The sequence below is a fragment of the Paenibacillus sp. A3M_27_13 genome, assembly GCF_024213315.1.
GTDB lineage: Bacteria > Bacillota > Bacilli > Paenibacillales > Paenibacillaceae > Paenibacillus > Paenibacillus polymyxa_B.
On the sequence record NZ_JANAVE010000010.1, the window covers coordinates 130,417 to 151,457 of the forward strand.

The window sequence follows — 21,041 nt, forward strand, 5'->3', positions numbered from 1 at the left end:
TCAGATAACGGCGTCTAGCCGGTAACGGTTTATCTTACAAACCGCTACAGCTCGCAAGGCAGGGAAACGTTCATTCGCGGCGAGAAACCTTTCAGCCCATGAGTTTCTTCTCTGTACAGCGGGTATTGAACCTTTGATCCTTGGTCTACACTATTCCTATATATTACAATTTTCACCACTTTACACGAAACGTAAGTTCTAGTCAAGGAGATGATCGTCTATCTGGAGCTGTCCAGGGACATGAACGATATTTAGATTTCAAGATAATCAAATTCCGTTGGTTACCATATTGCATAATGAGCGGCCAGATTTTAGGACGAATACGCCTGCGAAAACCCAGAACAAAACGGACAAAGCGAGGCGAAATATCCCAAATACGAACTGCTTCCTCCTTCACTCCTTTAGGTAGCTCCTTGGAAAACAGAAAACGGTTGAGCGAACGTGTGATAACGCCTGTTATTGCTTCAAGCGTACTAACATCCATTACAATGATCGTATCGGCGCGCTGGAGTCGCTCGGTAAAATAACGCTCATGATAATTCCCTTCGATGATCCACTCTTCCCTTTGGAGCACTTCACCCAGCTGTTTGAGAAATTGTTTGTCAGTGCTCCGCTTCCACTCCGGGCCCCAATACAAATCATCCAAAGAGATATACGGCAAATGAGTCCACATGGAAAGACGTTTGGCCAAAAAAGTCTTACCGCTTCCCGGCGAGCCGATCACGATAATACGTTTAGCGTGCTGCACAGCACGAAACTCGTTATCCTGTCCTGCATGTAAGGGCCGCATGGAATAGATCAATCGATAGAGTAAACCTACTACCAAAGAACCTCCCTTTAAAAGCAAATAAAGGAGGCACAGTGGCAGAAAAACAATTACGTATTTCACACTGTCCATCAGACAACATGCTCCTTTTACAAATTCAATAATTGAGGCCATTACGTACGTGAAGCTCCAAATACACGCTGTTGTAGGGTAGAGTTCTCTTGATTACTTATGTATCTTTCTTTTTAAAATACACGCCCTTGAAAAACACAAAATTTTGCGAATGTGTGCCATACAGCTCCTGAAACCTAGAATGGAGTTTATTCATAGAAAGGGTCTCTGAAACCGTCCGATCCGTTTGCAGGGTCAAGTCGACACAGCTAATTCCAAATTGGCACACTTGCTCCATAGGATAACCTTGGGTAATACCATAAATCATCCCGGCAATAAAAGCATCATCTGCGCCTGTGACATCAATGACCTCTTGAACAGGATGCATAGGAATTTGTCCATGAGTTCCATCCTGAGAGGCGTACAAAACACGATCAGCACCGCAGATAAAAATGACATTTTGAACCCCAAGTTTGTGAAAAATCCGGGTGGCATCCAACATATGCTGATCATCTGTAAGTTCTAGCCCCAAATAGGCTTCAGCCTCCACCGGTTTACATACCAGCCATTCCACCCCATGCAAATTTCGGGGAAGCTTTCTCATCTTGGAGGCTGATACCGAAGAAACGACAATCGGAACCCGATGCTCATGGCAGACATGTATGGTGGCCGCAATTACGTTCATAGAGAAATTAGTGTCCAGCAGAACCAGTCGGGACGAAGCGATTAAAGGAGCATTTTCAAAAATTACTGAAGGACGAATCTGATCATAAATCTCCATTTCTGCTGTCGCTACAATCAGTTCACCACGCTCGTTCAGCAAGGCAGTATAAACCCCAGTTGACGGTTCACCTTTGACTTGTAGAGGAACCACGTGCATGTAACGGCTGGATTGTTCGATAATAAATTCACCTTCCGCATCGTCCCCAACCGCAGTTAGCAGGCTGACCCGCTGACTCAACCTCCCTAAATTTTCGGCTACATTTCGTGCTACCCCACCGCAAGATTGCAGCCTTGTACTGCTCGGATTGGAGGTATGAAGCTGAAATGTACCTTTAATCATGATTTTACGATCCAGATTGGCCCCCCCGATACATAATATTGGTTTGCTAGAGGGCCAAGGCTCGTCCTGTTCATTTTTGTGGATTTTTTTTAATTTCATCATTTGACTCCTTTCTCGAGTCTATTCGTTAGAATGATTTAAATTTGTACAGAAATAGGCACTATATAAAATTAACACGTTCCAAATGTCATATTCCCAAGAATAATGTCGAGTTCGTTAAAATATCCTAAAGTTACACATGCAAAAAAACACCCTATCGTAAAGATGCCTTCCACTTTTACGATAAGGTGCTTGGGTTGGAACTGCGCATAGTTCTTCCTTACATTATTTCAAAATAAATAGCGCTGCTCCGTGAGGAGGTAAATCTGCGGACAGTTCTTGTGCTAAAACACCTAAATCTATATGGTTCCATAAATCTCTGGCATTTGCCTGCCCTTCAATACCAAGGTCTTTTAAGGATACACGCACCTTTGAAGCTTCATCTCCAGCATTAAACAAAGCTACATATACATGACCTTCCTCGTTATGTGAAGTCCAAACGATATGTTCATCCTTTCTATACACCTGCCGCGCATTCAAACCGTTGTGATGAGCATTTAACACTTCTTCATTAGTTAGCAAGGAAAGGGTCCATGCATCATTATCCCGCAGTTCCCCCCCGAACATCAGTGGAGATCGGAAAATGCTCCACAAGGTCATCATCGTTAGCTGCTCATCCTTCGTAAAGCGTGTCCATCGGTCATGGCTGCCGGAATCTACCGAATCTACCGAACGAATACCCAGATGACCCAGTGGTAGCATGTCGCAATCCGGCCAGTGACCTGGACCTACATGTTCCGCCCATTTTTCGCAGCGCTCAAACATACCATACAGTAAAGGCCATACATCCCAGAAGTCATCCGTCATACGCCACATATTCGCGTTTGCGATTAAATCGGATGCATGCTCCAGTGGTGCCGGACCAGGCGATAGACTCAACACCATCGGACGTCCGCATTGGGCGATAGCTCGCCTAATCAATTCAATTTCCGCCAAATGAATACCATAGAGACGTGATGCAGCAATGTCATCTACTTTGACAAAATCCACACCCCATTCCGCATACAGGTCAAACAATGAATTATAGTACTCCTGTGCGCCCTCCTTGGATGCATCTACCCCATACATATCTGTGTTCCAAGGACAAATAGAGTTGGGATGCGCAATTTGTCTCGCCGTGGCTGTGGTTCCCAAAATCGGGGTATCCTGGTGCACCGCCTGACGGGAGATGCCTCTCATAATATGTATACCAAATTTCAATCCCAGTCCGTGTACATATTCCGCAAGAGCTTGGAAGCCTCGTCCATCTGCTGCCGAAGGAAAACGATTCACCGCTGGAATAAGACGTGAAAATGAATCCATTTCCAATGGGACAAACGGGCGATACTGTGAAGATACTGCTCCTGACTCATACCACTGAATATCTACCACGACATATTCCCAACCATATTCCTTCAGGTGCTCCGCCATATATTGAGCATTTCCCCGTACTTCCTCTTCCCGTACTGCTGCACCGTAGCAATCCCAGCTATTCCACCCCATAGGTGGTGTATGCGCTGTCAAATGATGTTTCATTTCATTCATCCTTTCATCCAGTAGAACTCATCCTGCTACTAAAAATCTCCTCATGACTACGTTACTATTATAATGTAAACCCTTACTTTTGTCGCTCGTCATCTTTTCCATTTCCACTTTTTATACATTTAAGTTGACTAACTTAAAGAATGTGGTACATTTAAAATTGCTTGTTAAAAAACTTTGACTTGAATCAGAGGGTGATTTTACGTGTGTGAACATGCTTATCGAATTTTGTTGTTTTACAAATATGTCAACATTGAAGATCCTGCCACCTTTACGGCAGAGCATCTGGCTTACTGCAAGGAGCTGGGCGTCAAGGGAAGAATCTTGATTGCTGCGGAAGGAATCAACGGAACACTGTCTGGTACAGTAGAGCAAACGGAGCAATATATGCGTGATTTGCACGCCAATCCGAAATTCCACGATATCGTTATTAAAATAGATGAGTCTGACGGTCATGCGTTCAAGAAAATATTTGTACGCCATCGTCAGGAGCTTGTTACGCTGCGTCATGAAGATGAGCTGGACCCTAATGAAATTAGCGGTAAGCGTCTGTCACCAAAGGAGTTTTATGAACAGCTTCAAGATGAAGATGTAGTTGTTCTGGACGGACGTAATGACTATGAATATGACATCGGTCATTTCCGCGGGGCTATTCGCCCCGAAGTCGAATCGTTCCGTGAATTTCCACAATGGATTCGCGACAATATGACTCAGTTCAAAGACAAGAAAATCCTGACGTACTGCACCGGAGGTATCCGTTGCGAAAAGTTGTCCGGTCTTTTGATCAAAGAAGGATTTAACGATGTAGGCCAGTTGGATGGTGGCATTGTGACTTACAGCAAGGACCCGGAAGTACAAGGACGTTTGTTTGACGGTAAATGCTACGTATTTGACGAACGAATCTCGATTCCGATCAATCATACGGATGAGGACGTCATTGTCGGCAAGTGCTTCCATTGTGAAACGCCGAGCGATCATTATATCAATTGCCCGGTGTGCAATCTCCAGCATATCGTATGTCCGGATTGCGAAGAACAGCATCAGCACTATTGCTCTGACGATTGCCGAATCAAAGCGGAAACCGTGGCTACTGCATAAATTAGTAGCATCATTGGTTCATTATAACAAGAGGGATGCCCTATTAGCCGTTCAACATGGCTGTGGGCATCCCTTTTGTTGTTTTCACAATAAGTGTCGAAAGCTTCATAGTATGTACCTATGACCTTGATTGTATTTTCATCTTGGACGGGCTCGAAAGTAGCGTCTTATAATGGAAAATGTCATTACAGAAAGGATGGGTGGAATTCATGATTCAAATCGTACTTTCAACTCTATTATCCGTTATCGTTCCGCTGTCCATTCCGGTGATCGCCGGATTTTTACTCGGCAAATTCATGAAGCTGGAAACGAAACCGCTCTCGACTTTGTATTTATATTTTTTAAGCCCCGCAATGATTCTGGACACGCTACTCAAAGCACAGCTTTCCTGGCATGATGTGGCGCAGACTGCCGCTTTTTCAATACTGAACCTGCTGCTGTTGTGGGGAATTGCACAATTAGCGGGGAAAATCTTTAGACTGAGCACTCCGGAAACGGCTGGACTTACCTTAATCTCTACGCTGACCAATAGTGCAAATTATGGCCTGCCCCTTATTTTACTTGCCTTTGGGCAGCTCGGTCTGGATAAAGCCTCCGTGTATGTCGTCATCCAGATGATTATGGTCAATACCATTGGCGTTTACTTTGCAGCCCGCTCTGAATTTTCTGTTCAAAGTGCTGTTAAGTCGGTGTTTTCACTTCCTGCGATCTATGCAGCTCTACTTGCCATGGGACTGCGGTTGCTGGACTGGCATCTTCCCTTAGGGATTCAGTCAGGCGTCTCGATGATTGCTGCCGCCTATTCTCCGGTCGTGCTTGCGATCCTTGGTACCCAGATGGCTTATGTAAAAATATTCAAGCTGGAGTCGTCTATTAAAAAAGCCAGCTATGCCGGACTAACAATTCGGCTTCTACTCTCGCCGCTTGCGGCTTGTCTTGCTATGCTGATACTGGGAATTTCAGGCCTTTTGTTCTCCGTTCTCTTCATTTTGGCCTCGATGCCGGTTGCTGTGAATGCTGTCATTTTAGCAGAAAAATTTAATGCATCGCCAAAACTGGTTTCCACCTGCATCCTGTGGAGCACGCTTGCCTCATTCCTGATTTTGCCTATTCTGATTATGTTGGTAGCAGGTTAGCGAGCAAAAAAGACTCTCTACAACATAGAGAGCCATGCGCGATTCTGTCTCCATTCTACTTGCACAGGCGTTTCAAAAAAAGCACTAAGCGTTTCACTGCTTAGAATATCAGTCGTTTTACCTTTGGCAAATACCGTGCCCCGGCGGATTAGAATCGTATGCGTGTACATCGGTAGAATTTCTTCGATATGATGTGTAACATACAGTAAATTCGGCGAAGCCGGCGACTCCGATAACTGGCGAACGCTATCCAGCAATGCTTCCCGGGAGAAAAAGTCCAAACCATTACACGCCTCGTCCAAAATCAGTAGCTTGGGCGAGGCCATTAATGCACGGGCGATAAGCACTTTTTGCTTTTCTCCCTGTGAGCATCCCTGATACAACCGATCCACCAGATGAGCACACCCCAGTTGCGTCATAAGCTGAACGGCCTGTTCATAATCTGTATCCGTCGTCTGATCATAAAGTCCAATGGAGGCAAATTTGCCACTAATGACAACATCCTGCGTACGCTGACTCCCATTAATTCTTTCCTGTAAAGAGGAACTGACCCAACCGATAGATTTGCGCAGTTCCCTCAGATCCACATCTCCAAAGGTATGGCCCAATACACCGACACTACCTGTGGTTGGCCATATGTAACCGTTAATCATATTGAGCATCGTTGTTTTACCTGACCCATTCAAGCCGAGTACAGCCCAGTGCTCTCCCTCAGCTACCTGCCAATTGATTTGGTCCAGTATGGTGCGGTTATCTCTCTTCCAGCTTACATTGTTAAGTTCAATGACAGAATTCATGGCATACATCCTTTCTATTCGTCGTATCATCAGATGTTTATACGCATAGTAAAGATCATCGTTAGTACGTCTGGCTTCTCTTTCATGTAAGCATAGCATAGGGTCACTGGTTGTTCAATTTTAAATAACCCACTCCATTGTTCATATAGGAGTGGGCTCAACATGTACTGCTCATGTAAATTCTCTCGCTTCATCTACTGTTTCTTACGTTCGCGAAATCGACGTACCTTCATCAAATTACCGCACATCTTATCGTCGCAAAATCGCTTTGACCGATTTCGGGTATCATCGTAAAACACCCATCGGCAATCGGTGTTATCGCAAATACGAATTCTGGAGCCGCCGCTATTGACGAATGCCTGGGCAAAATCGGCTACCACCTCTGCCAGCACTTTTTTCCAACCATTTGCCACAGGTTCCAGCACAATGTTGAAATGCTCATCCTGTTGCTTTAATAAGCGAGTGACCGGCCCCCCTTCTATCATCTTCCGGTTAATCGTATCCACCAGATCAGATGTCATTTGTCCTCCGGAAGTCAGGTGCTCAGCGAAGCTACGCAATTCCCGCCGGAGAATTTGCATTTCTTCGATATCTTCTGCACTGGCTGGGACCGGAGCGGAAAATTGCCACTGTATGAGAAAGTCATTTTGCCATTCCGGCTTCAACAAACGATCTTCTGAACGCCCGCTACCTCTCCAGTCATGCCATTCGCTGTTTACAAAATCAGTCCAAAGTGTATTCAAAAGAGTTCCCCCTACCGCCTGTAACCACTAAAATCATTTTAACTGGTTGCAAATCTTATTTTGTCATGCTACATTATTAATTGTAACGATTTATTCTACATTTAGCTAGTTACATCCCTACAAAAGGAGTTGGGTTAGGTGAGCCGAGATCGAGTAAATATGCTGGTATTGCAAAGAGAAAATTCATGGGATAAGGAAGAATGGATTGTTCCTCTTGCCGCAGCACTTCACGGTGTGAATACACAGGAAGCCACTTGGACACCACCAGGTGGAGGAAACACGATTTGGCAAACGGTTCGTCACATTAATTATTACAATGAGCGTATTTTGAGACGTTTAACTGACCGACCTGTAAGCTCAACTGGAATAAGCAACGATGAGACATTCGGTCCGCCAGGGGATACTGAAGACCATGAAGGATGGCAGAAGACACTGAAAGAAGCAGAAGCTATTGTAAACCAACTGCTTGTCGCCATTACTGCTTTGACTGATGCTGATCTGGATAAGCCTTTCGGCTCCGAAACTCTCGGTGCAGAATTATCGCGGTGGACGCTGCACGATGCATATCATAGTGGACAAATCGTACTTATACGTAAACAACTGGGTACTTGGCGCGTTTAAAAATAAATATCCTAATTAAAAAGGATGAATTATGAAATATTCATCCTTTTTTCTGTATTAACTGCTGGCAATGAAGCAATCTACTGGTCAAGATATTTTTTCTTTTTTTGAATCTTTAATTACATTCTTATTTTTATCTTTACTCTTATCTTTATTCTTGTCTTTATTTGTATCTTTGCTTGGGACGGAGACTTTCCTTTTTTCATTAGCCAGTCGCCAATAGCTTAACACTTTACGGTACATGGACTTATCTGTTAATTGGTTAAAAATATATGGGTCCGGCTTCGTATTCACCTCAATAATCCACGGGATAAAGCGATGATCCAGTCCAATGTCCACACCAATTTGCCGGAAATTCGGATATGTTTTTTGCAGTTGTTTGGCGATGGTAAGACCCAGTTCATTTAGTTTCTTGACCAGCTCCGCCTGTTTGCTTTGCGATAAATGGGATTTTAGTAACTGCTCCAAGGCCATCGGCTTACCACCACTATGATAGTTAGTCACGATTTTACGAGGATGACCAAGACGTCCAATAATTCCGGTAGACTCCCATAGCCCTTTTTCATTCCGCTGCACCATAACCCGAATATCAAAATAACGCATTTGATGGCGTAGTAAATGGATTCCCTTTTGAATGAGATAACTTTTCTTCCCCGTATGTTTCGATAGGCTGGTATATAGTGCATCCAAATGTTTGAATTCTTGACGCGTTTCCTCATATTGATAGGCGAAACGCTGGCCGGCCTCCTGCTCTACTCTCATTACACCTTTACCAAAGGTACCTCGCTCGGGTTTTACATAGACCATACCGTATTTCTCCAGCATTGACTTCAAATTTGCTTTGTTATATTTGCGAGTTTCTGGTACATAAGGTTTGATGCTTCCATGCTGGAGCAACAATTGGGTTTTATGCCATTTGCTGCGCAACGCCTGCGCTTTTGAAGAATTCACTTGCCCCTCTCCTCTCTACTCTCAGGTAGAACGCTCCTGTTAAAAAAGATCAATCTATCGTATGCGCTAACTCCCCATTCGAAGCTTCATCAGCCCTGTCCTGCATAGAAATGGACGTTTGACCTGCCCGGTCGAAAACGCCTGTCCAAGCATACGATATTGGGAGACGCTGGGAGCGTATATTTGCACATATAGGGAGTGAATAACATGTCAGCGCAATCGGATGGGCCACGAGAGGGTTCCCTTACAATCGATATTCTGATTCCCGCAATTGATAAAGATATTGCCACACTACCGCTGGTGATTGACAGTCTACGCCGTCACGTGCAGCACCGAATTGGAACTATTTATATCGTTTCACCGCAAAGCACCGGGATTCGCCGTCTGTGCGTAAACAAGAAATGTACATTTATAGACGAAAAAACGGTGCTGCCCATCACCAAAAAACATATTCATTACGGGACAACGCGCTGGGACCGCTCAGGCTGGCTGTATCAACAATTGCTCAAAATGAATGGCGACAAAATCAGTAAAGCCTCTTTTTTTCTCGTCATTGACGCGGACACGATTTTGATTCGTCCACATACGTTCCGTAAAGACGGAAAAACGATTTTTTACTACCGCAGCTGGAGCCAGCCTGAGTATTTTCGCACCTATCACAAGCTGATAGGCGTTAAAGCTCCCTCACCAAAGTCCTTTGTTACTCACTATATGCTTTTTGAAAAAGCGCGGCTTACCCAGCTCAAGCAAGTTATCGAGGCCCGACATGGAAAACCTTGGTACAGCGCAATTATCCACAGTATAGACCGGACAAAACAGTTTGGGTTTTCCGAATATGAAACGTATGCCAACTATTTATACAGCAATCAACCCTCTCGGATGATTTTGCGCAAGTCATTGAATAAAGCGCTTCATAGTCGGGCTTCTTCCCTGTCGCAAAAACAATTGGATGTCTTGGCCAAGAGCTATCGCTCCTTATCTTTTCATCAACGCAAGGTGTACCAGCTTGCTCCAAAAACAAAGATTGAATCATCGCTAAAATAGTTCTTAAAATCCTGCAAAATGATGCAGTACAATGGATCTGCATTGAAGGAGGAAACGTCCGTGCGCATCGTATTGTTATGCGGTGGTGCCGGAAAACGGCTATGGCCACTATCCAACGAAATCCGGTCGAAGCTGTTTCTCCGGTTGTTGTCCGCTCCTGACGGGCGAAAGGAATCTATGCTCAGCCGGGTGTACCGTCAGCTCACCTTAGCTGGGCTGGATTCCTCAGCCCTGCTTCTGGCTCATCGGAGTCAGGTAAATCTAGCCTTTCGCCATACAGAAGGTCGTCTGCCCGTTCTAGGCGAGCCTGCCAAACGGGGAACCTTCACCGCAGCTGCACTGGCGGCTGCTTATTTTCACACCAGAGGCACGGGGCTGGATGAAGTTCTCTGCATTGCTCCAGCGGACATGTATGCAGGGGAGGATTTCTTCCATAGCATAGCAGCGCTCTCCGGCTTATTGCTTGAGAGCGGAGCCGATCTGGCTATGCTTGGGACAAGGCCTACTCATCCCTCCGACCAATACGGCTATGTCGTTCCGGGTCTGCAAATGATACGGGAAGGGAAAATTTCTTATGCGCAAGTTGCCCGCTTCACAGAAAAGCCGGATCTCTCCGGGGCACAACAGCTTATTCATCAGGGCGCGCTGTGGAACTGTGGTGTTTACGCTTTTACATTACGGTATATGCTGTCCTGTATGGAGCGAAGTTATTTGCCGCTGAACGATAAAGCATTATGCGCAATGTATGATAGCCTCCCGGTTCGCAGTTTCGACGAGGAGATTGCAGAGCGTGCCGAACATGCCATCGTCCTGCCCTACGATGGCGAATGGCACGACATCGGCAACTGGCAGGCCCTAACAGAGCAGCTAAGCAGCCAAGTGATCGGGCGTGGACAGATTAGTGGTCAGACTCTTGGTACGCACATCGTCAATGAGCTGCCCTATCCAATTCATGTCATTGGCGTGGAAGATATTATTGCTGCTGCGAGTCCCGACGGCATTCTCATTGCGTCCAAGAGCCATGCCCACGTAATCAAGGAGCAGCTAGGTAAACTTCAACTTCACCCTATGCATGGTGAAACCTCTTGGGGCAGTTACCGGGTGCTGGACGAATTTGATCATCGGAGTCTGAACGATATACTGGCCATACGGCTGACGGTACTGCCAGATCACCGCTTGAATGGCCGTATTCACGGCAGTGGACTTAAAGTATGGACGATTGTGTCCGGTCGTGGAGAGGTCATGCTGAACGGAGAACGTTTTGCTGCCGCAAGCGGTTCTGTATTTAGCATACCGGTTGATACGTATCACACGATCCGTGCCGATCAGGATACACCACTGGAGCTGATTGAGGTACGTCTGGGGAACAGCTTGGTGAATGCCTTCTATAAATCCGAGGCCTGACAACACATAGATCAGGATTTTGCAAAATTCGATTCCAGTCGCTCCAAAGTGCAATATATAGACGAACTAGAGCATTTCGATCTATATATTGTTCATTGGAAGTCGCTTATTGGATTTTTTGCAAAATCCTCAGATATAACATAGCACGCTACGGATTCTGAACGGAGGTCGCACATAATAAATCGCTCCTGAGCAAGGTGAAAAAATCCTTGCTCCAGAAGCGATTTTATTTTGTGATGCCATATTTTCTTGAGATAATAGTTCTTACCTTGGCAGATAAATATACCTCGTTGCCTTTGACTATTCCGGCTTCTTTTAAAAAATGCCGGACGATCTCTAACTGATAGTGTATGCGTACTTTCTTGGGCAGGCTCCAACCCGTTTCCACGGTAACCGCGCGTGCACCTAAAATGCGGGCTGCAGCAGTGCGGGAGGAACCTGGGAGCTCATGCAGCCGAATGTTGAAATGTCGGTCGCTCACCTGGATGGAGCGATTCATTCGCTTAATAATCCGGCGAACCGCAGGAACCACCGGATTGGCTTTGTTGGTGATTAGCGTTTGACCAAGCACCTTGGCATCCTTTTGTGACAATCCGTTAGCCTCATGCAAGTCGAGATACCATTCAGGTTGATGCTTTTGTGTTAATTTGAATAGAGCAGCGGAAAGTGGTTGTGTTGCCAGCTGCTTTTTTTTGCGCGGAAAGGTTCGATTAAGATCAGGTATTCCTCTAATCCGTTTGCGGTAAGCCTCTTGATTTACAATCGGTACAATTATAAGCTTACCCTGGCTAAATGGCAGTTTTTGCTGATTCAAAAGCTTTACCAGTTTCTCAGCAGCTCGTATGCTTGCTATTTCTTTACCATGTATTCCCGCCACCACCAACACACACGGACCTTTCTGTGCCCCTGTGGCTATATAATAAGGAGTTGCCCAAGAGCCCTTTCCGAGCATATACCGTTTAACCTGCATTCCCCTCACCTCCGTGTAGGCTGTCGTTGTCCTCTCTTGTGTTCTCTCCGACGGATGATTTCACGGTATAGTCTTAAGTAGTTACTGGTCATCTGTTTGTTGGTAAATCTTTGAGTCACATACAAACGCAGCTTCGCTGGTGACGGGTAGTTTTTTTGCTGTGCTTTTCGTGCCATTTGGCTAACCGATTTGCAAATCAACTGTGGAAAGCCCGAGAGCACCTCGGGAACGGAGCCGTTTTTTAATGCCAGCACTGGTGTTCCACAAGCCATGGCCTCAACCATAACGAGTCCAAATGGCTCTTCCCACAGTGTCGGAAACAACAGACACTCTGCATGTTTCAGCAATTTCTGTTTCTGATCGCCTCCAACTGCCCCCACATAGCGTATATTCGGATTACGCTGAATTCGTTTCTGAATCTCTTTGCGGAAAAATTCTGGAGCTTTGATAGGACCTGCAATAAGCAGTTTTTTTCCTGTTCGTTCTGCAACCTGAATGGCCTGCAATACACCTTTATTTCGTATAATTCTGCCCATGAACAGCAAGTAGCCACGCTTCTCACTGCTGAACTCGTATTCATGTGTGTTAATGCCGTTATAGATATAAAATCCTTTGCCCCTGCCCATCAGCTGACGTGCTCGTTTACTGACATATACCGGGTTTTTACCGTGTCTCTTCACTGGAAGATGAACGGTGCATACTGATGGACAAGGCAGCTTCCTACGCCCTACAGCAGAACGAAAGGTATGATCATGAATGATATGTGTGTCGGAAGGCATATGCCGGAGTACATATTGGGGGATCTGACTATGTTTCAAACCCTTGGGATAGGTAATCAACCGCGCACTGCTCCTGCTCCCAAGAGCGGCAAAAAGAGATACATGATGCCCTCGTCTCACCAATTCCTCAGTTAATTCATGCACGACCTTTTCCGTTCCGCCCTTGTTGGAGGGTACCGGCTGTGCATCTGGATAGTTGGAAATGACCTGAACAATGGTTAGACGCCGTTTTTTGAGTGCTTTATTCTGCTTTGAAGCCATACGAATTCCCCTTCCTGACCGGAAATACGGTGTGATCCTTACAATGTCAACGGGAATCAGAGCATACTCCCGTACAAGTTATAAATTGTAGTATATAGGTATGTATATTTTGCGTGATTGCTTGTGCCAATCGTCTGCAAGTCGCTTTTTGTCATACGAGCCTATCTATAAGTGGAGTCTATACAATTTGTCAAGCCAAAATTAAGGAGAAAATTCTCATCGTTTTCTAATAAATGAGGACAAAGCGTTGGGGTAACAGGTTTGTAACCATGAGTGGTAAATTCCGGATATTTTATTTGTGTTATTGTCATTTCAGGACATCAACACAATACGAATAACGGAGGAATTTATATATGAAACATACTTCTAAAAAATTGTGGATGGGTATTTGCTTTACTATGACTTTGGCATTGAGCGCAGGGAGCTTCGTCGTTGGACCAGCCACCACTCATGCTGCTTCGGCAAGTAAAGCTGATCGGATTATTTCTAAAGGCTCCCAGTTTATGGGCGTGCGTTATGAGCATGGAGCCCCAGCTGGCAATACAAGCTCTTTTGACTGCTCTTCATTCACTCAATATGTATTTGCACAAAATGGCATTAAGCTACCACGTTCGTCTAGACAGCAATCAACTGTTGGCACTTTTGTACCGCGTAGTCAGCTGAAAAAAGGCGATTTGGTCTTTTTCTATGCACCAATTCATCATGTAGCCATTTACATGGGGAACGGCAAAATTCTGCATACGTATGGTAAAGGCGGCGTAACGGTTACAGATCTAAATTCCGGATGGTGGAGTCGCAATTACACAACAGCACGTCGTGTCCTTTAGAATAAATTTCAGATGATAAAAAGGGCTGTCCCGCTAGTAGATGTATCTACTAGCGGGACAGCCTTTCCTGTTGTCTTTGGGGCAGCGTGACGATGACTACCGTTCCTTCTCCTTCTACGCTCTCCATGCGTATCGTACCCTGATGGGCATCTGTAATTGCCTTGGCAATTGGCAACCCCAGCCCCGTTCCTCCGGTTTTACGATGCCTGGAGCTATCTACCCGATAAAATCGTTCAAAGACCCGCTTGATCTCGCCCTCAGGTATTCCGATCCCATAATCCTTAACCTGGATATAGACATCCTTTTCATCTGTAGATAACCCTATTTCGATCTCATCCGAGCTGTATTTTAATGCATTATCCAGCAGGATCACTAGCAACTGCTTTATTTTTGTCAGATTGGCATCCAGCCAAATTTCGTTCTCTTCTGTTAAAATAGAAATTTGACGATCATGTACAGGCTTGAGATGCGCTACCACCTGTTGACAACAACCGATCATTTCTATCCGCTCATGCGGCTCAGGATCTTTCTGCTGTGAGGAGGCAAGAGTCAGCAACTGCTGTGTCATCGTACGCATTCGCTGAGTTTCTTCATAGATCGATTCAATGGATTCCTTACGAATGTCCTCGTCACGCGTGCCCCACCGCCGCAGCATGTTGGCATAGCCCTCAATAATCATAAGAGTGGTGTTCAGCTCATGTGAGGCATCTGAAACAAACTGCTGCTGGCTCTGAAAGCTTTCTTCTAATCTCTCCATCATTCGGTTAAAAGTGGCGGTCATTTGGGACAATTCATCTTGATTATGACTGCCAGCGGGGATTTTTTTAAATTTCAAGCTTCTTTCAATTTCCTGCATCGTTTGAATACTACTGGAAATCGGCAGCAATATGGCATTCGCCAAAATCGTGCTTCCTACCAAGCTTAGCAACATAGCCCCTACAGTCGATGTGATGAGAATCGTATTTAAAATATCGAGATTGGTTTCGAGTGCATCCCATTTTTCCACGATCTCCAGCGTCCCCTTCTGATTGCCCTCCAGAGAAAGCACAGGCAGATGGATAACCAGAATTTTATGACCCTGTACATCTGTCAGTTGAGAGCTTTGAGAAGTGTTAAAACGTATATCGCCCAGCTTAAAGCGGGACTGGCGACTTACTTCATACAAAAGTCGGGATTGCTGATCAAATACCCTCAAAATGGTATCTCCAGAAAGCTCATCTTTCAGTTTGGGGCCCCATGCATTCTTCAGAATCATCGTGGGTCCGGTTTCGGCAATGATTTCAGTCCACTTATTTTGCAGCACTTCTCTTTCATTTCGCGTAGCGATTTTGACGAACAATAGGTGAACTGTAACATCCACAAACAGGAGTATCGACATCACTAAAATAGAACTGAGCAGGGTGATTTTGGTCCGAAGCTTCACTAGTCTTCCTCCCGGATGAAGTACCCAACACCGCGCACGGTTTTTATCAATTTCTTTTTGTATCCATGATCAATTTTTTTGCGAACATACCGGATATACACATCTACGACATTCGTATCACCGACAAAATCAAATCCCCACACGTCCTGAATCATTTGATCCCGCTGCAATACCTGATTTTTGTGCTCCATCAGATAAAGAAGCAGATCATATTCTTTTGGCGTCAGTTCGATTCGGTTTCCTTCCCGCACTACTGACCTGGTTTTGCGTTCCAACACCAAACTATCCACTTGGAGCCTAGACGGCGGCTTGTCCTCTTCTTGTAAAGCGGTAGCTGTTGGCTCCATTTGATGCCTCATACTGGCCCGCATCCGCGCTAATAACTCCTCGATCTCAAAAGGCTTCGTAATGTAATCATTGGCACCTTCATCCAGACCTGAAACCTTATCAGGAGTCGTGTTACGTGCAGTGACCATAATTACTGGTGTATGATTGTCCACTTTTCGAATCTGCTTCAGTACCTCGACCCCGTTCATCTCCGGCAGCATTACATCCAAAATGATGATATCCCATGTACGTGCTAGAGCTTTTTCCAATCCTTCTCTGCCCGTCTGTGCGATTTCAACTGCATATCCTTCATGGGATAACTCCAACTGAAGCAATCTGGATATCTTCTCTTCATCATCAATGACCAGCACCGACTTTTCCATCGCAAAACCACCTATTTTCTATAGAAAAAACAAATGAGTAATGGAAATGACATTCATTTTTTATTTGATTTTAAGCTTTTATCCGTGTAGTCGCTCTATAATATAACTTTGTTATTCAATTTTTTGATGTTAAGGAGTAATTTATTCATGTTAATTAATGTAGATTATGCTTTATTTCACTGGATCAATGAACTGGCTAATTCCCTCGCCTTTTTGAATGGAACCATGCGTTTCTTGGCGCAATATGCACCATATTTATTCGGAGTGGCTTTGCTGATTTACTGGTTCACTTTTAAAATGCCGCATCGGATGATGGTTTTAGAAGCCGTTATAACGGTTTGTATCGGTTTTGTAATTAGTTGGGGCCTTGGACATTTGTTTTACAGAGATCGACCTTTTGTCGGACATTCAGTCATTCAGCTTGTTCACCATGATCCTAATGCTTCATTCCCAAGTAACCATGCACTTGGAGCGTTTGCTCTGGCTTCCATTTTATGGCTTCATCATCAAAAATTCCGTGTTCTCTGGGTTATCTTGGCTGTACTCATCGCAGTATCCCGCGTGTGGACCGGAGTGCATTATCCCTCGGATATTTTGGCAGGTGCGCTTATTGGTGCAGGTTGTGCCATTGGCGTTCATCAATTCATTCGAAGCCGGAAGCTTCCTGGCATCTTCATGCAGGCGGCTATTATATTTTATGGAAAATGGGAGCAGAAGCTGGGGCTCAATCCTGGTGAACAGGCCAGAACTAAGATGACTGAACACACTTCCTCTGTCCAAATGAAAAGCAGACGCTAAAGCGTCTGCTTTTTTATATGCTTCATTTATTTATGCTACCTATTATGCTGTCGATTTGGAGCGAAGTGGCAGCATTCGTCGTTCTTCGTACCGCTGATAAAACCAAATACAAGCCGCCATCCAGCAGCCACTCATAAAATAGCCACCCACAACGTCGCTCGGATAATGTACGCCCAAATAAATGCGGCTCGTTCCGATTGCTACAATCAGCAGACTGCTGAGCACAATAAGAAGGATACGCCCCAGCCTAGAAGGAACATGCTTCCACACTAAAAATGTCAGCGCAGCGTACATGCTGAAAGCTGTCATGGAATGTCCGCTCGGAAAGCTGTATCCATTCTCTTCAATAATACGGTTAATCTCCGGTCTCGCACGCTGAAAAAGCAATTTCAGTATCGTATTCAGCATTACCGATCCCAACACACCAGCCGCCAAAAAAAGCAGTTCTCTGCGGTGTCCCAATACTCTATAAAGCACGAACATGGCAATTAAAATGATGATCACAACTGGAATCCCGCTGCCGATCATGGTGAAAAATTTCATTAGACGGGTCATGGCGGGCGACTCCAGCTGTCGAATAGCCGTAATAATTTTCTGGTCAAAATACCGGATTTGATGGTCGCTCACCCATAATGCGATTAAGCCAAAACCGAGCGCACATACTATACATGTGAGCAGTGCTAAGGAAATGGGCAGCTTTGTTGGTGTTTTCTTCATTTTCTATAGTTCCTCCATAACATTCATTGCGTGATAAAACAAAGTCCAGCATTAGCTTTCGTATATATCTTACTTTACCCATTTTTCTGTTATCATTTCATTCAAAGACTAGGTGCATCCTCCACATGTCGAAACCCATTTTTTTTGGAAAAGGTGGGATCAGGCGCCCATGAGGTATCCCTGTTGGTATATAGCCGGGTGCTTTTTGCACGCTTCTCATGCAATAGCATCCGTCCTCCTTTATTTGATGATCATATCATTCTATGGACGTGGTTGGAGTTCTCATATAGCCTCTCCCAACTTTAAGAATCATTTTATAATATAAGGATTTCATATTGACTACAAAATCACAAGCGGAATGTAGCGAAAAAGCAGCATCAAAAAAGGACGCCATTCTAAGCCTTATAAACGGCTCGAATGACATCCTATGATTACACGTGGCATACTACAAGCGCAAATCTTAAGTTAAACAAATATCATCTTCTATTTAGGTTGGTGTGACTTCTCCAAGTTTAACCTTACTCTCTGCTTCCTCTATTGGATAGCGTCTGCGGAACCACAGCGACTGAAGCAGCAAAAAGGTGCCGCTTACTGTCCAATATAATGGCATGGCAGAAGGGGCATTAAAGGAAAAGACCGCCATCATAATCGGTGAAAGATAGCCCATGATCGCAAATTGCTTGCGCTGGTCAGGCGTCATCTGAAGCTGAGAAAGCTTGGCCTGTGCCAAGTATACAACTGCGACGACGATTGCCAAAATCCAGTCCGGCTGTCCGAGCCGGAACCATAGGAAGGAGTGAGACGCCAGCTCCGGGGTTAAGCGGATTGCAGTGTACATACCGCTCAAGATCGGGAGCTGAATGAGAATAGGCAGACAACCGATATTAAGCGGATTGAATTGATGCTCTTTATAAAGCGACATCATTTCCTGCTGCATACTCTGCTGGCTGGTGGTATCTTTCTTGTTTTCATACTTCTTCTTAATTCGGTCCAAGTCGGGCTGCATGGCGCTCATCTTACGCTTCATCCCCTGCTGGGCACGCGTTTGACGCATCATAAGAGGCAGTAAGGCCAGCCGGACAATGAATGTCAAAGTCATAATCGCCAGCCCAAAGCTTCCACCAAACCATTGCGCCAATTGCTGAATAAGCCAAGAAAGCGGGAACACCACGTAATGATTAAAAAATCCGGGTGTCTGTGCATTTATCTCCGCAGCATTCGCACCACAACCAGACAGCAGCATAACCACCGCCAACGCTACCATTAATCCTAATATCCGTTCTTTTTTACCCCAAAAGGTGAATCCCTTGAATCGTTTCATATGTTCCTCCTCGTTGATTGGCTGTGCCATCGTTCAACGAGGGAGAACAATCGGATGCATCTTCATCCGGCGCTTCCTTACGCCGGATATGTCGGGCCAGCCGGACAGGCATGTCCTGTCCACGAGCAGACATCGGCATCTGTGGAGAAGCATGCGACCTTACGGGCCCGCCTTCGACCCAGCATTCGGGTACATTGCCGTGCAAATGAGCGAGATATGCATAAGTCACTGTGCACAGCAAGCCGATTGTAAATAAATAAGGGAGTAGGTCCTGGAGCTCAAACAAGGGATTCACCTCCTTCGGTTTGTTGCTACAATTATAGCACGAAAACCGGACAAGCGACTAATCTTTAATTAGAGATACAGGTTGGACACAAGCAACTGAATTTAAGTATTTATGCTCAAAACAACCAAAATGTAAATACAACATGAAACTTTTGGGTTTATTTACAGTCTAATCAAAGGTGACTTTCTATAAAGCCTTACTCCCCTATTAACCATTAAAGGAGCCAGCGCGTATGAGAAAAACGATACACAGCACATTGTTTACAGGATTGGCGTTAGCCAGCATTGGGCTGCCCTTAATCAGCGATGGATTCACTGAAAAGGCAAGTGCAGAGCAATCTGCAGTCTCCATGAGTAACGCCGCTTATAGCACCACAATCCAGGCACCTGTGATCAAACCTTCCTGGTCTTTTCCCGTTATCCCAATCGATAGAAACCGATATCCAGATAAGGCGGTAGCAATAGCGGAAAACGGTAAGGTATTCGCGGTTGACTCGAACCATAGACTGGTTGCCCTTGAGGCCAGTTCGGGTCGGAAATTGTGGCAATATGGTGATCAACTTACCCCTGTTTTAACGTACAACAAAGGTATCATCTACGGAATGACACGAAGCGGTTCTATCTATGCCGTTACAGAAGCTGGCAAGAAAGTGTGGTCCACTCCGCTTGGATTTACTGAAGCATATGGTATTCAGCGCATTGGTCCAACTATATATATTATGCAATCGGTGCAAACGGCTGCCATTGATGCTGTCAGTGGCAAGGTGAAGTGGAAAATCAGTGAGGATAAGAACTCATACAGTGGTTTGGGCGAAATAATGGAAACTGACGGTGTGCTTATCCGCAACTATAATGTACAGGGCAGCCTGACCTTTGAACAGATTAATGCCTATGACGCTAAAACCGGCAAAAAGCTTTGGGACAGCTTCAGAAGTTCTTTTCCACTGGCCGTTAAAGACGGGATTGTCTACTCTGTTGCCAATACGTTTATGATTGATGATGACCCGGTAAATCGAAAAGTTACGATAGCACAGTACGACCTCAAGACAGGTGAATCCAAAGGAGATCGTCAGTACCGATGGACTGAGGCTGAAAATAAAGATGGCACTTTCCAATCTGGAGGCATATACGGTTCTGCTTTTTTGTACGGTAAAGACCTTTATGTCTTTCAGGGAAAGATACTAGCTTCCTATGACTTCTGGAACTATAAACCAGATAGCAAACCTGCTCGCAAGTGGGCGCAAAATGGCTATGATCAACTTGTTCCTTTATTGTCTATTCATGAAGGTCGCATGTTCTACCAAGATTTTAGTACATCCAGACTGACTGCTATGAAGCTGTCCTCAGGTCAATTCATTCATTACGACGGCGATAATCCGACCGTTCAAGCTGACGTATTCGGTAAAGGAGTCTATGTCGGGCAATCAGATGGCGTATTTCATGGCTATGATTTGATGAGCTTAAAGCCCGTGTTTGCTGTCAACACAGGCTCACGCTCCTTCGGTCCAACGCTCAAATCCGGTGGAATGATATTTATTCAAAGCGGAAACCGTCTGCTTGGCGTCAAGCTCCCTGCTTCTTTAAAATAAGACCAAA

At 45.1% G+C, this 21,041-nt stretch carries 21 protein-coding genes; 8 read left to right on the top strand and 13 right to left on the bottom strand.

Features of this window, described 5'->3' with window-relative positions; all coding sequences use genetic code 11:
- Positions 1-202: 202 nt before the first annotated feature.
- From NLX82_RS24445 to NLX82_RS24455, 3 genes are all read right to left on the bottom strand, one after another.
- Positions 203-898 carry a P-loop NTPase family protein gene (locus NLX82_RS24445; RefSeq protein ID WP_068938725.1) on the bottom strand — a complete coding sequence of 232 codons (696 nt, stop codon included), beginning with the start codon at positions 896-898 and terminating at the stop codon, positions 203-205.
- 97 nt (positions 899-995) lie between these two features.
- Positions 996-2,039 (bottom strand): carbohydrate kinase family protein, encoded by a 1,044-nt coding sequence (locus tag NLX82_RS24450; protein WP_023988477.1) that lies wholly within the window; start codon positions 2,037-2,039, stop codon positions 996-998.
- A gap of 225 nt (positions 2,040-2,264) precedes the next feature.
- A complete protein-coding gene (locus tag NLX82_RS24455; RefSeq protein WP_028541376.1) occupies positions 2,265-3,554 on the bottom strand; it encodes a glycoside hydrolase family 27 protein in 1,290 nt (429 codons plus the stop codon).
- Between the two features lie 210 nt (positions 3,555-3,764).
- Here NLX82_RS24455 and trhO point away from each other — a divergent pair, with 210 nt between their 5' ends.
- On the top strand, positions 3,765-4,658 hold the full coding sequence (trhO, locus tag NLX82_RS24460) for an oxygen-dependent tRNA uridine(34) hydroxylase TrhO (RefSeq protein ID WP_053325371.1): 894 nt from the start codon (positions 3,765-3,767) through the stop codon (positions 4,656-4,658).
- A gap of 209 nt (positions 4,659-4,867) precedes the next feature.
- The gene (locus tag NLX82_RS24465) at positions 4,868-5,794 is read left to right on the top strand and encodes an AEC family transporter (RefSeq protein ID WP_069080113.1); all 927 of its coding nucleotides are present in this window, start codon (positions 4,868-4,870) and stop codon (positions 5,792-5,794) included.
- A 17-nt stretch (positions 5,795-5,811) separates the two neighbouring features.
- Here NLX82_RS24465 and NLX82_RS24470 read toward each other — a convergent pair whose 3' ends face one another.
- Positions 5,812-6,591: an ABC transporter ATP-binding protein gene (locus NLX82_RS24470; RefSeq protein WP_254349201.1), complete on the bottom strand. Its 780-nt coding sequence runs from the start codon at positions 6,589-6,591 to the stop codon at positions 5,812-5,814.
- A 194-nt stretch (positions 6,592-6,785) separates the two neighbouring features.
- The gene (locus tag NLX82_RS24475; protein WP_023988471.1) at positions 6,786-7,334 is read right to left on the bottom strand and encodes a CGNR zinc finger domain-containing protein; all 549 of its coding nucleotides are present in this window, start codon (positions 7,332-7,334) and stop codon (positions 6,786-6,788) included.
- A 138-nt stretch (positions 7,335-7,472) separates the two neighbouring features.
- Between NLX82_RS24475 and NLX82_RS24480 the strand changes: the two genes are divergently transcribed.
- A complete protein-coding gene (locus NLX82_RS24480) occupies positions 7,473-7,955 on the top strand; it encodes a DinB family protein (RefSeq protein ID WP_023988470.1) in 483 nt (160 codons plus the stop codon).
- An 87-nt stretch (positions 7,956-8,042) separates the two neighbouring features.
- Here the strand turns inward: NLX82_RS24480 and NLX82_RS24485 are convergent, their stop codons facing one another.
- Positions 8,043-8,906: a YheC/YheD family protein gene (locus tag NLX82_RS24485; protein WP_068938724.1), complete on the bottom strand. Its 864-nt coding sequence runs from the start codon at positions 8,904-8,906 to the stop codon at positions 8,043-8,045.
- Between the two features lie 207 nt (positions 8,907-9,113).
- Here NLX82_RS24485 and NLX82_RS24490 point away from each other — a divergent pair, with 207 nt between their 5' ends.
- Together NLX82_RS24490 and NLX82_RS24495 are read left to right on the top strand one after the other, a co-directional pair.
- Positions 9,114-9,950: a DUF6492 family protein gene (locus NLX82_RS24490; protein ID WP_023988468.1), complete on the top strand. Its 837-nt coding sequence runs from the start codon at positions 9,114-9,116 to the stop codon at positions 9,948-9,950.
- A 60-nt stretch (positions 9,951-10,010) separates the two neighbouring features.
- A complete protein-coding gene (locus NLX82_RS24495) occupies positions 10,011-11,354 on the top strand; it encodes a sugar phosphate nucleotidyltransferase (RefSeq protein WP_075154160.1) in 1,344 nt (447 codons plus the stop codon).
- 226 nt (positions 11,355-11,580) lie between these two features.
- Here the strand turns inward: NLX82_RS24495 and NLX82_RS24500 are convergent, their stop codons facing one another.
- Positions 11,581-12,324: a succinylglutamate desuccinylase/aspartoacylase family protein gene (locus NLX82_RS24500; RefSeq protein ID WP_075154159.1), complete on the bottom strand. Its 744-nt coding sequence runs from the start codon at positions 12,322-12,324 to the stop codon at positions 11,581-11,583.
- A 5-nt stretch (positions 12,325-12,329) separates the two neighbouring features.
- On the bottom strand, positions 12,330-13,364 hold the full coding sequence (locus NLX82_RS24505) for a glycosyltransferase family 4 protein (protein WP_075154158.1): 1,035 nt from the start codon (positions 13,362-13,364) through the stop codon (positions 12,330-12,332).
- Between the two features lie 353 nt (positions 13,365-13,717).
- Between NLX82_RS24505 and NLX82_RS24510 the strand changes: the two genes are divergently transcribed.
- Positions 13,718-14,191 (top strand): C40 family peptidase, encoded by a 474-nt coding sequence (locus NLX82_RS24510; RefSeq protein ID WP_028541384.1) that lies wholly within the window; start codon positions 13,718-13,720, stop codon positions 14,189-14,191.
- 49 nt (positions 14,192-14,240) lie between these two features.
- On the opposite strand, the gene NLX82_RS24515 is transcribed toward NLX82_RS24510, so the two are convergent.
- On the bottom strand, positions 14,241-15,614 hold the full coding sequence (locus NLX82_RS24515; protein ID WP_075154157.1) for a sensor histidine kinase: 1,374 nt from the start codon (positions 15,612-15,614) through the stop codon (positions 14,241-14,243).
- Positions 15,614-16,324 carry a response regulator transcription factor gene (locus NLX82_RS24520; protein ID WP_075154156.1) on the bottom strand — a complete coding sequence of 237 codons (711 nt, stop codon included), beginning with the start codon at positions 16,322-16,324 and terminating at the stop codon, positions 15,614-15,616. The genes NLX82_RS24515 and NLX82_RS24520 overlap by 1 nt, the downstream gene beginning before the upstream one ends.
- Positions 16,325-16,471: 147 nt before the next feature.
- Between NLX82_RS24520 and NLX82_RS24525 the strand changes: the two genes are divergently transcribed.
- Positions 16,472-17,122, top strand: a complete 651-nt coding sequence (locus NLX82_RS24525; protein ID WP_076265376.1) for an undecaprenyl-diphosphatase — start codon at positions 16,472-16,474, stop codon at positions 17,120-17,122.
- A 42-nt stretch (positions 17,123-17,164) separates the two neighbouring features.
- Here NLX82_RS24525 and NLX82_RS24530 read toward each other — a convergent pair whose 3' ends face one another.
- From NLX82_RS24530 to NLX82_RS24540, 3 genes are all read right to left on the bottom strand, one after another.
- On the bottom strand, positions 17,165-17,839 hold the full coding sequence (locus NLX82_RS24530) for a phosphatase PAP2 family protein (protein WP_076265375.1): 675 nt from the start codon (positions 17,837-17,839) through the stop codon (positions 17,165-17,167).
- A 487-nt stretch (positions 17,840-18,326) separates the two neighbouring features.
- Positions 18,327-19,160, bottom strand: coding sequence for a membrane protein insertase YidC (gene yidC / locus NLX82_RS24535; RefSeq protein ID WP_023988458.1), 834 nt, complete (start codon positions 19,158-19,160; stop codon positions 18,327-18,329).
- A complete protein-coding gene (locus NLX82_RS24540; RefSeq protein WP_023988457.1) occupies positions 19,126-19,446 on the bottom strand; it encodes a hypothetical protein in 321 nt (106 codons plus the stop codon). The genes yidC and NLX82_RS24540 overlap by 35 nt, the downstream gene beginning before the upstream one ends.
- A gap of 232 nt (positions 19,447-19,678) precedes the next feature.
- Between NLX82_RS24540 and NLX82_RS24545 the strand changes: the two genes are divergently transcribed.
- The gene (locus tag NLX82_RS24545; protein WP_023988456.1) at positions 19,679-21,034 is read left to right on the top strand and encodes an outer membrane protein assembly factor BamB family protein; all 1,356 of its coding nucleotides are present in this window, start codon (positions 19,679-19,681) and stop codon (positions 21,032-21,034) included.
- The last annotated feature ends 7 nt before the right edge of the window (positions 21,035-21,041 follow it).

What these genes read in the sequence shown, in the direction of transcription:
- NLX82_RS24470 (WP_254349201.1), bottom strand. Translation starts at nt 6,591, where the DNA reads ATGAATTCTGTCATTGAACTTAACAATGTAAGCTGGAAGAGAGATAAC.
- NLX82_RS24510 (WP_028541384.1), top strand. Translation starts at nt 13,718, where the DNA reads ATGAAACATACTTCTAAAAAATTGTGGATGGGTATTTGCTTTACTATG.
- NLX82_RS24500 (WP_075154159.1), bottom strand. Translation starts at nt 12,324, where the DNA reads ATGCAGGTTAAACGGTATATGCTCGGAAAGGGCTCTTGGGCAACTCCT.
- NLX82_RS24520 (WP_075154156.1), bottom strand. Translation starts at nt 16,324, where the DNA reads ATGGAAAAGTCGGTGCTGGTCATTGATGATGAAGAGAAGATATCCAGA.
- NLX82_RS24530 (WP_076265375.1), bottom strand. Translation starts at nt 17,839, where the DNA reads ATGAAGAAAACACCAACAAAGCTGCCCATTTCCTTAGCACTGCTCACA.
- NLX82_RS24545 (WP_023988456.1), top strand. Translation starts at nt 19,679, where the DNA reads ATGAGAAAAACGATACACAGCACATTGTTTACAGGATTGGCGTTAGCC.
- NLX82_RS24445 (WP_068938725.1), bottom strand. Translation starts at nt 898, where the DNA reads ATGGACAGTGTGAAATACGTAATTGTTTTTCTGCCACTGTGCCTCCTT.
- NLX82_RS24455 (WP_028541376.1), bottom strand. Translation starts at nt 3,554, where the DNA reads ATGAAACATCATTTGACAGCGCATACACCACCTATGGGGTGGAATAGC.
- NLX82_RS24525 (WP_076265376.1), top strand. Translation starts at nt 16,472, where the DNA reads ATGTTAATTAATGTAGATTATGCTTTATTTCACTGGATCAATGAACTG.
- yidC (WP_023988458.1), bottom strand. Translation starts at nt 19,160, where the DNA reads ATGAAACGATTCAAGGGATTCACCTTTTGGGGTAAAAAAGAACGGATA.
- NLX82_RS24450 (WP_023988477.1), bottom strand. Translation starts at nt 2,039, where the DNA reads ATGAAATTAAAAAAAATCCACAAAAATGAACAGGACGAGCCTTGGCCC.
- NLX82_RS24465 (WP_069080113.1), top strand. Translation starts at nt 4,868, where the DNA reads ATGATTCAAATCGTACTTTCAACTCTATTATCCGTTATCGTTCCGCTG.
- NLX82_RS24505 (WP_075154158.1), bottom strand. Translation starts at nt 13,364, where the DNA reads ATGGCTTCAAAGCAGAATAAAGCACTCAAAAAACGGCGTCTAACCATT.
- NLX82_RS24490 (WP_023988468.1), top strand. Translation starts at nt 9,114, where the DNA reads ATGTCAGCGCAATCGGATGGGCCACGAGAGGGTTCCCTTACAATCGAT.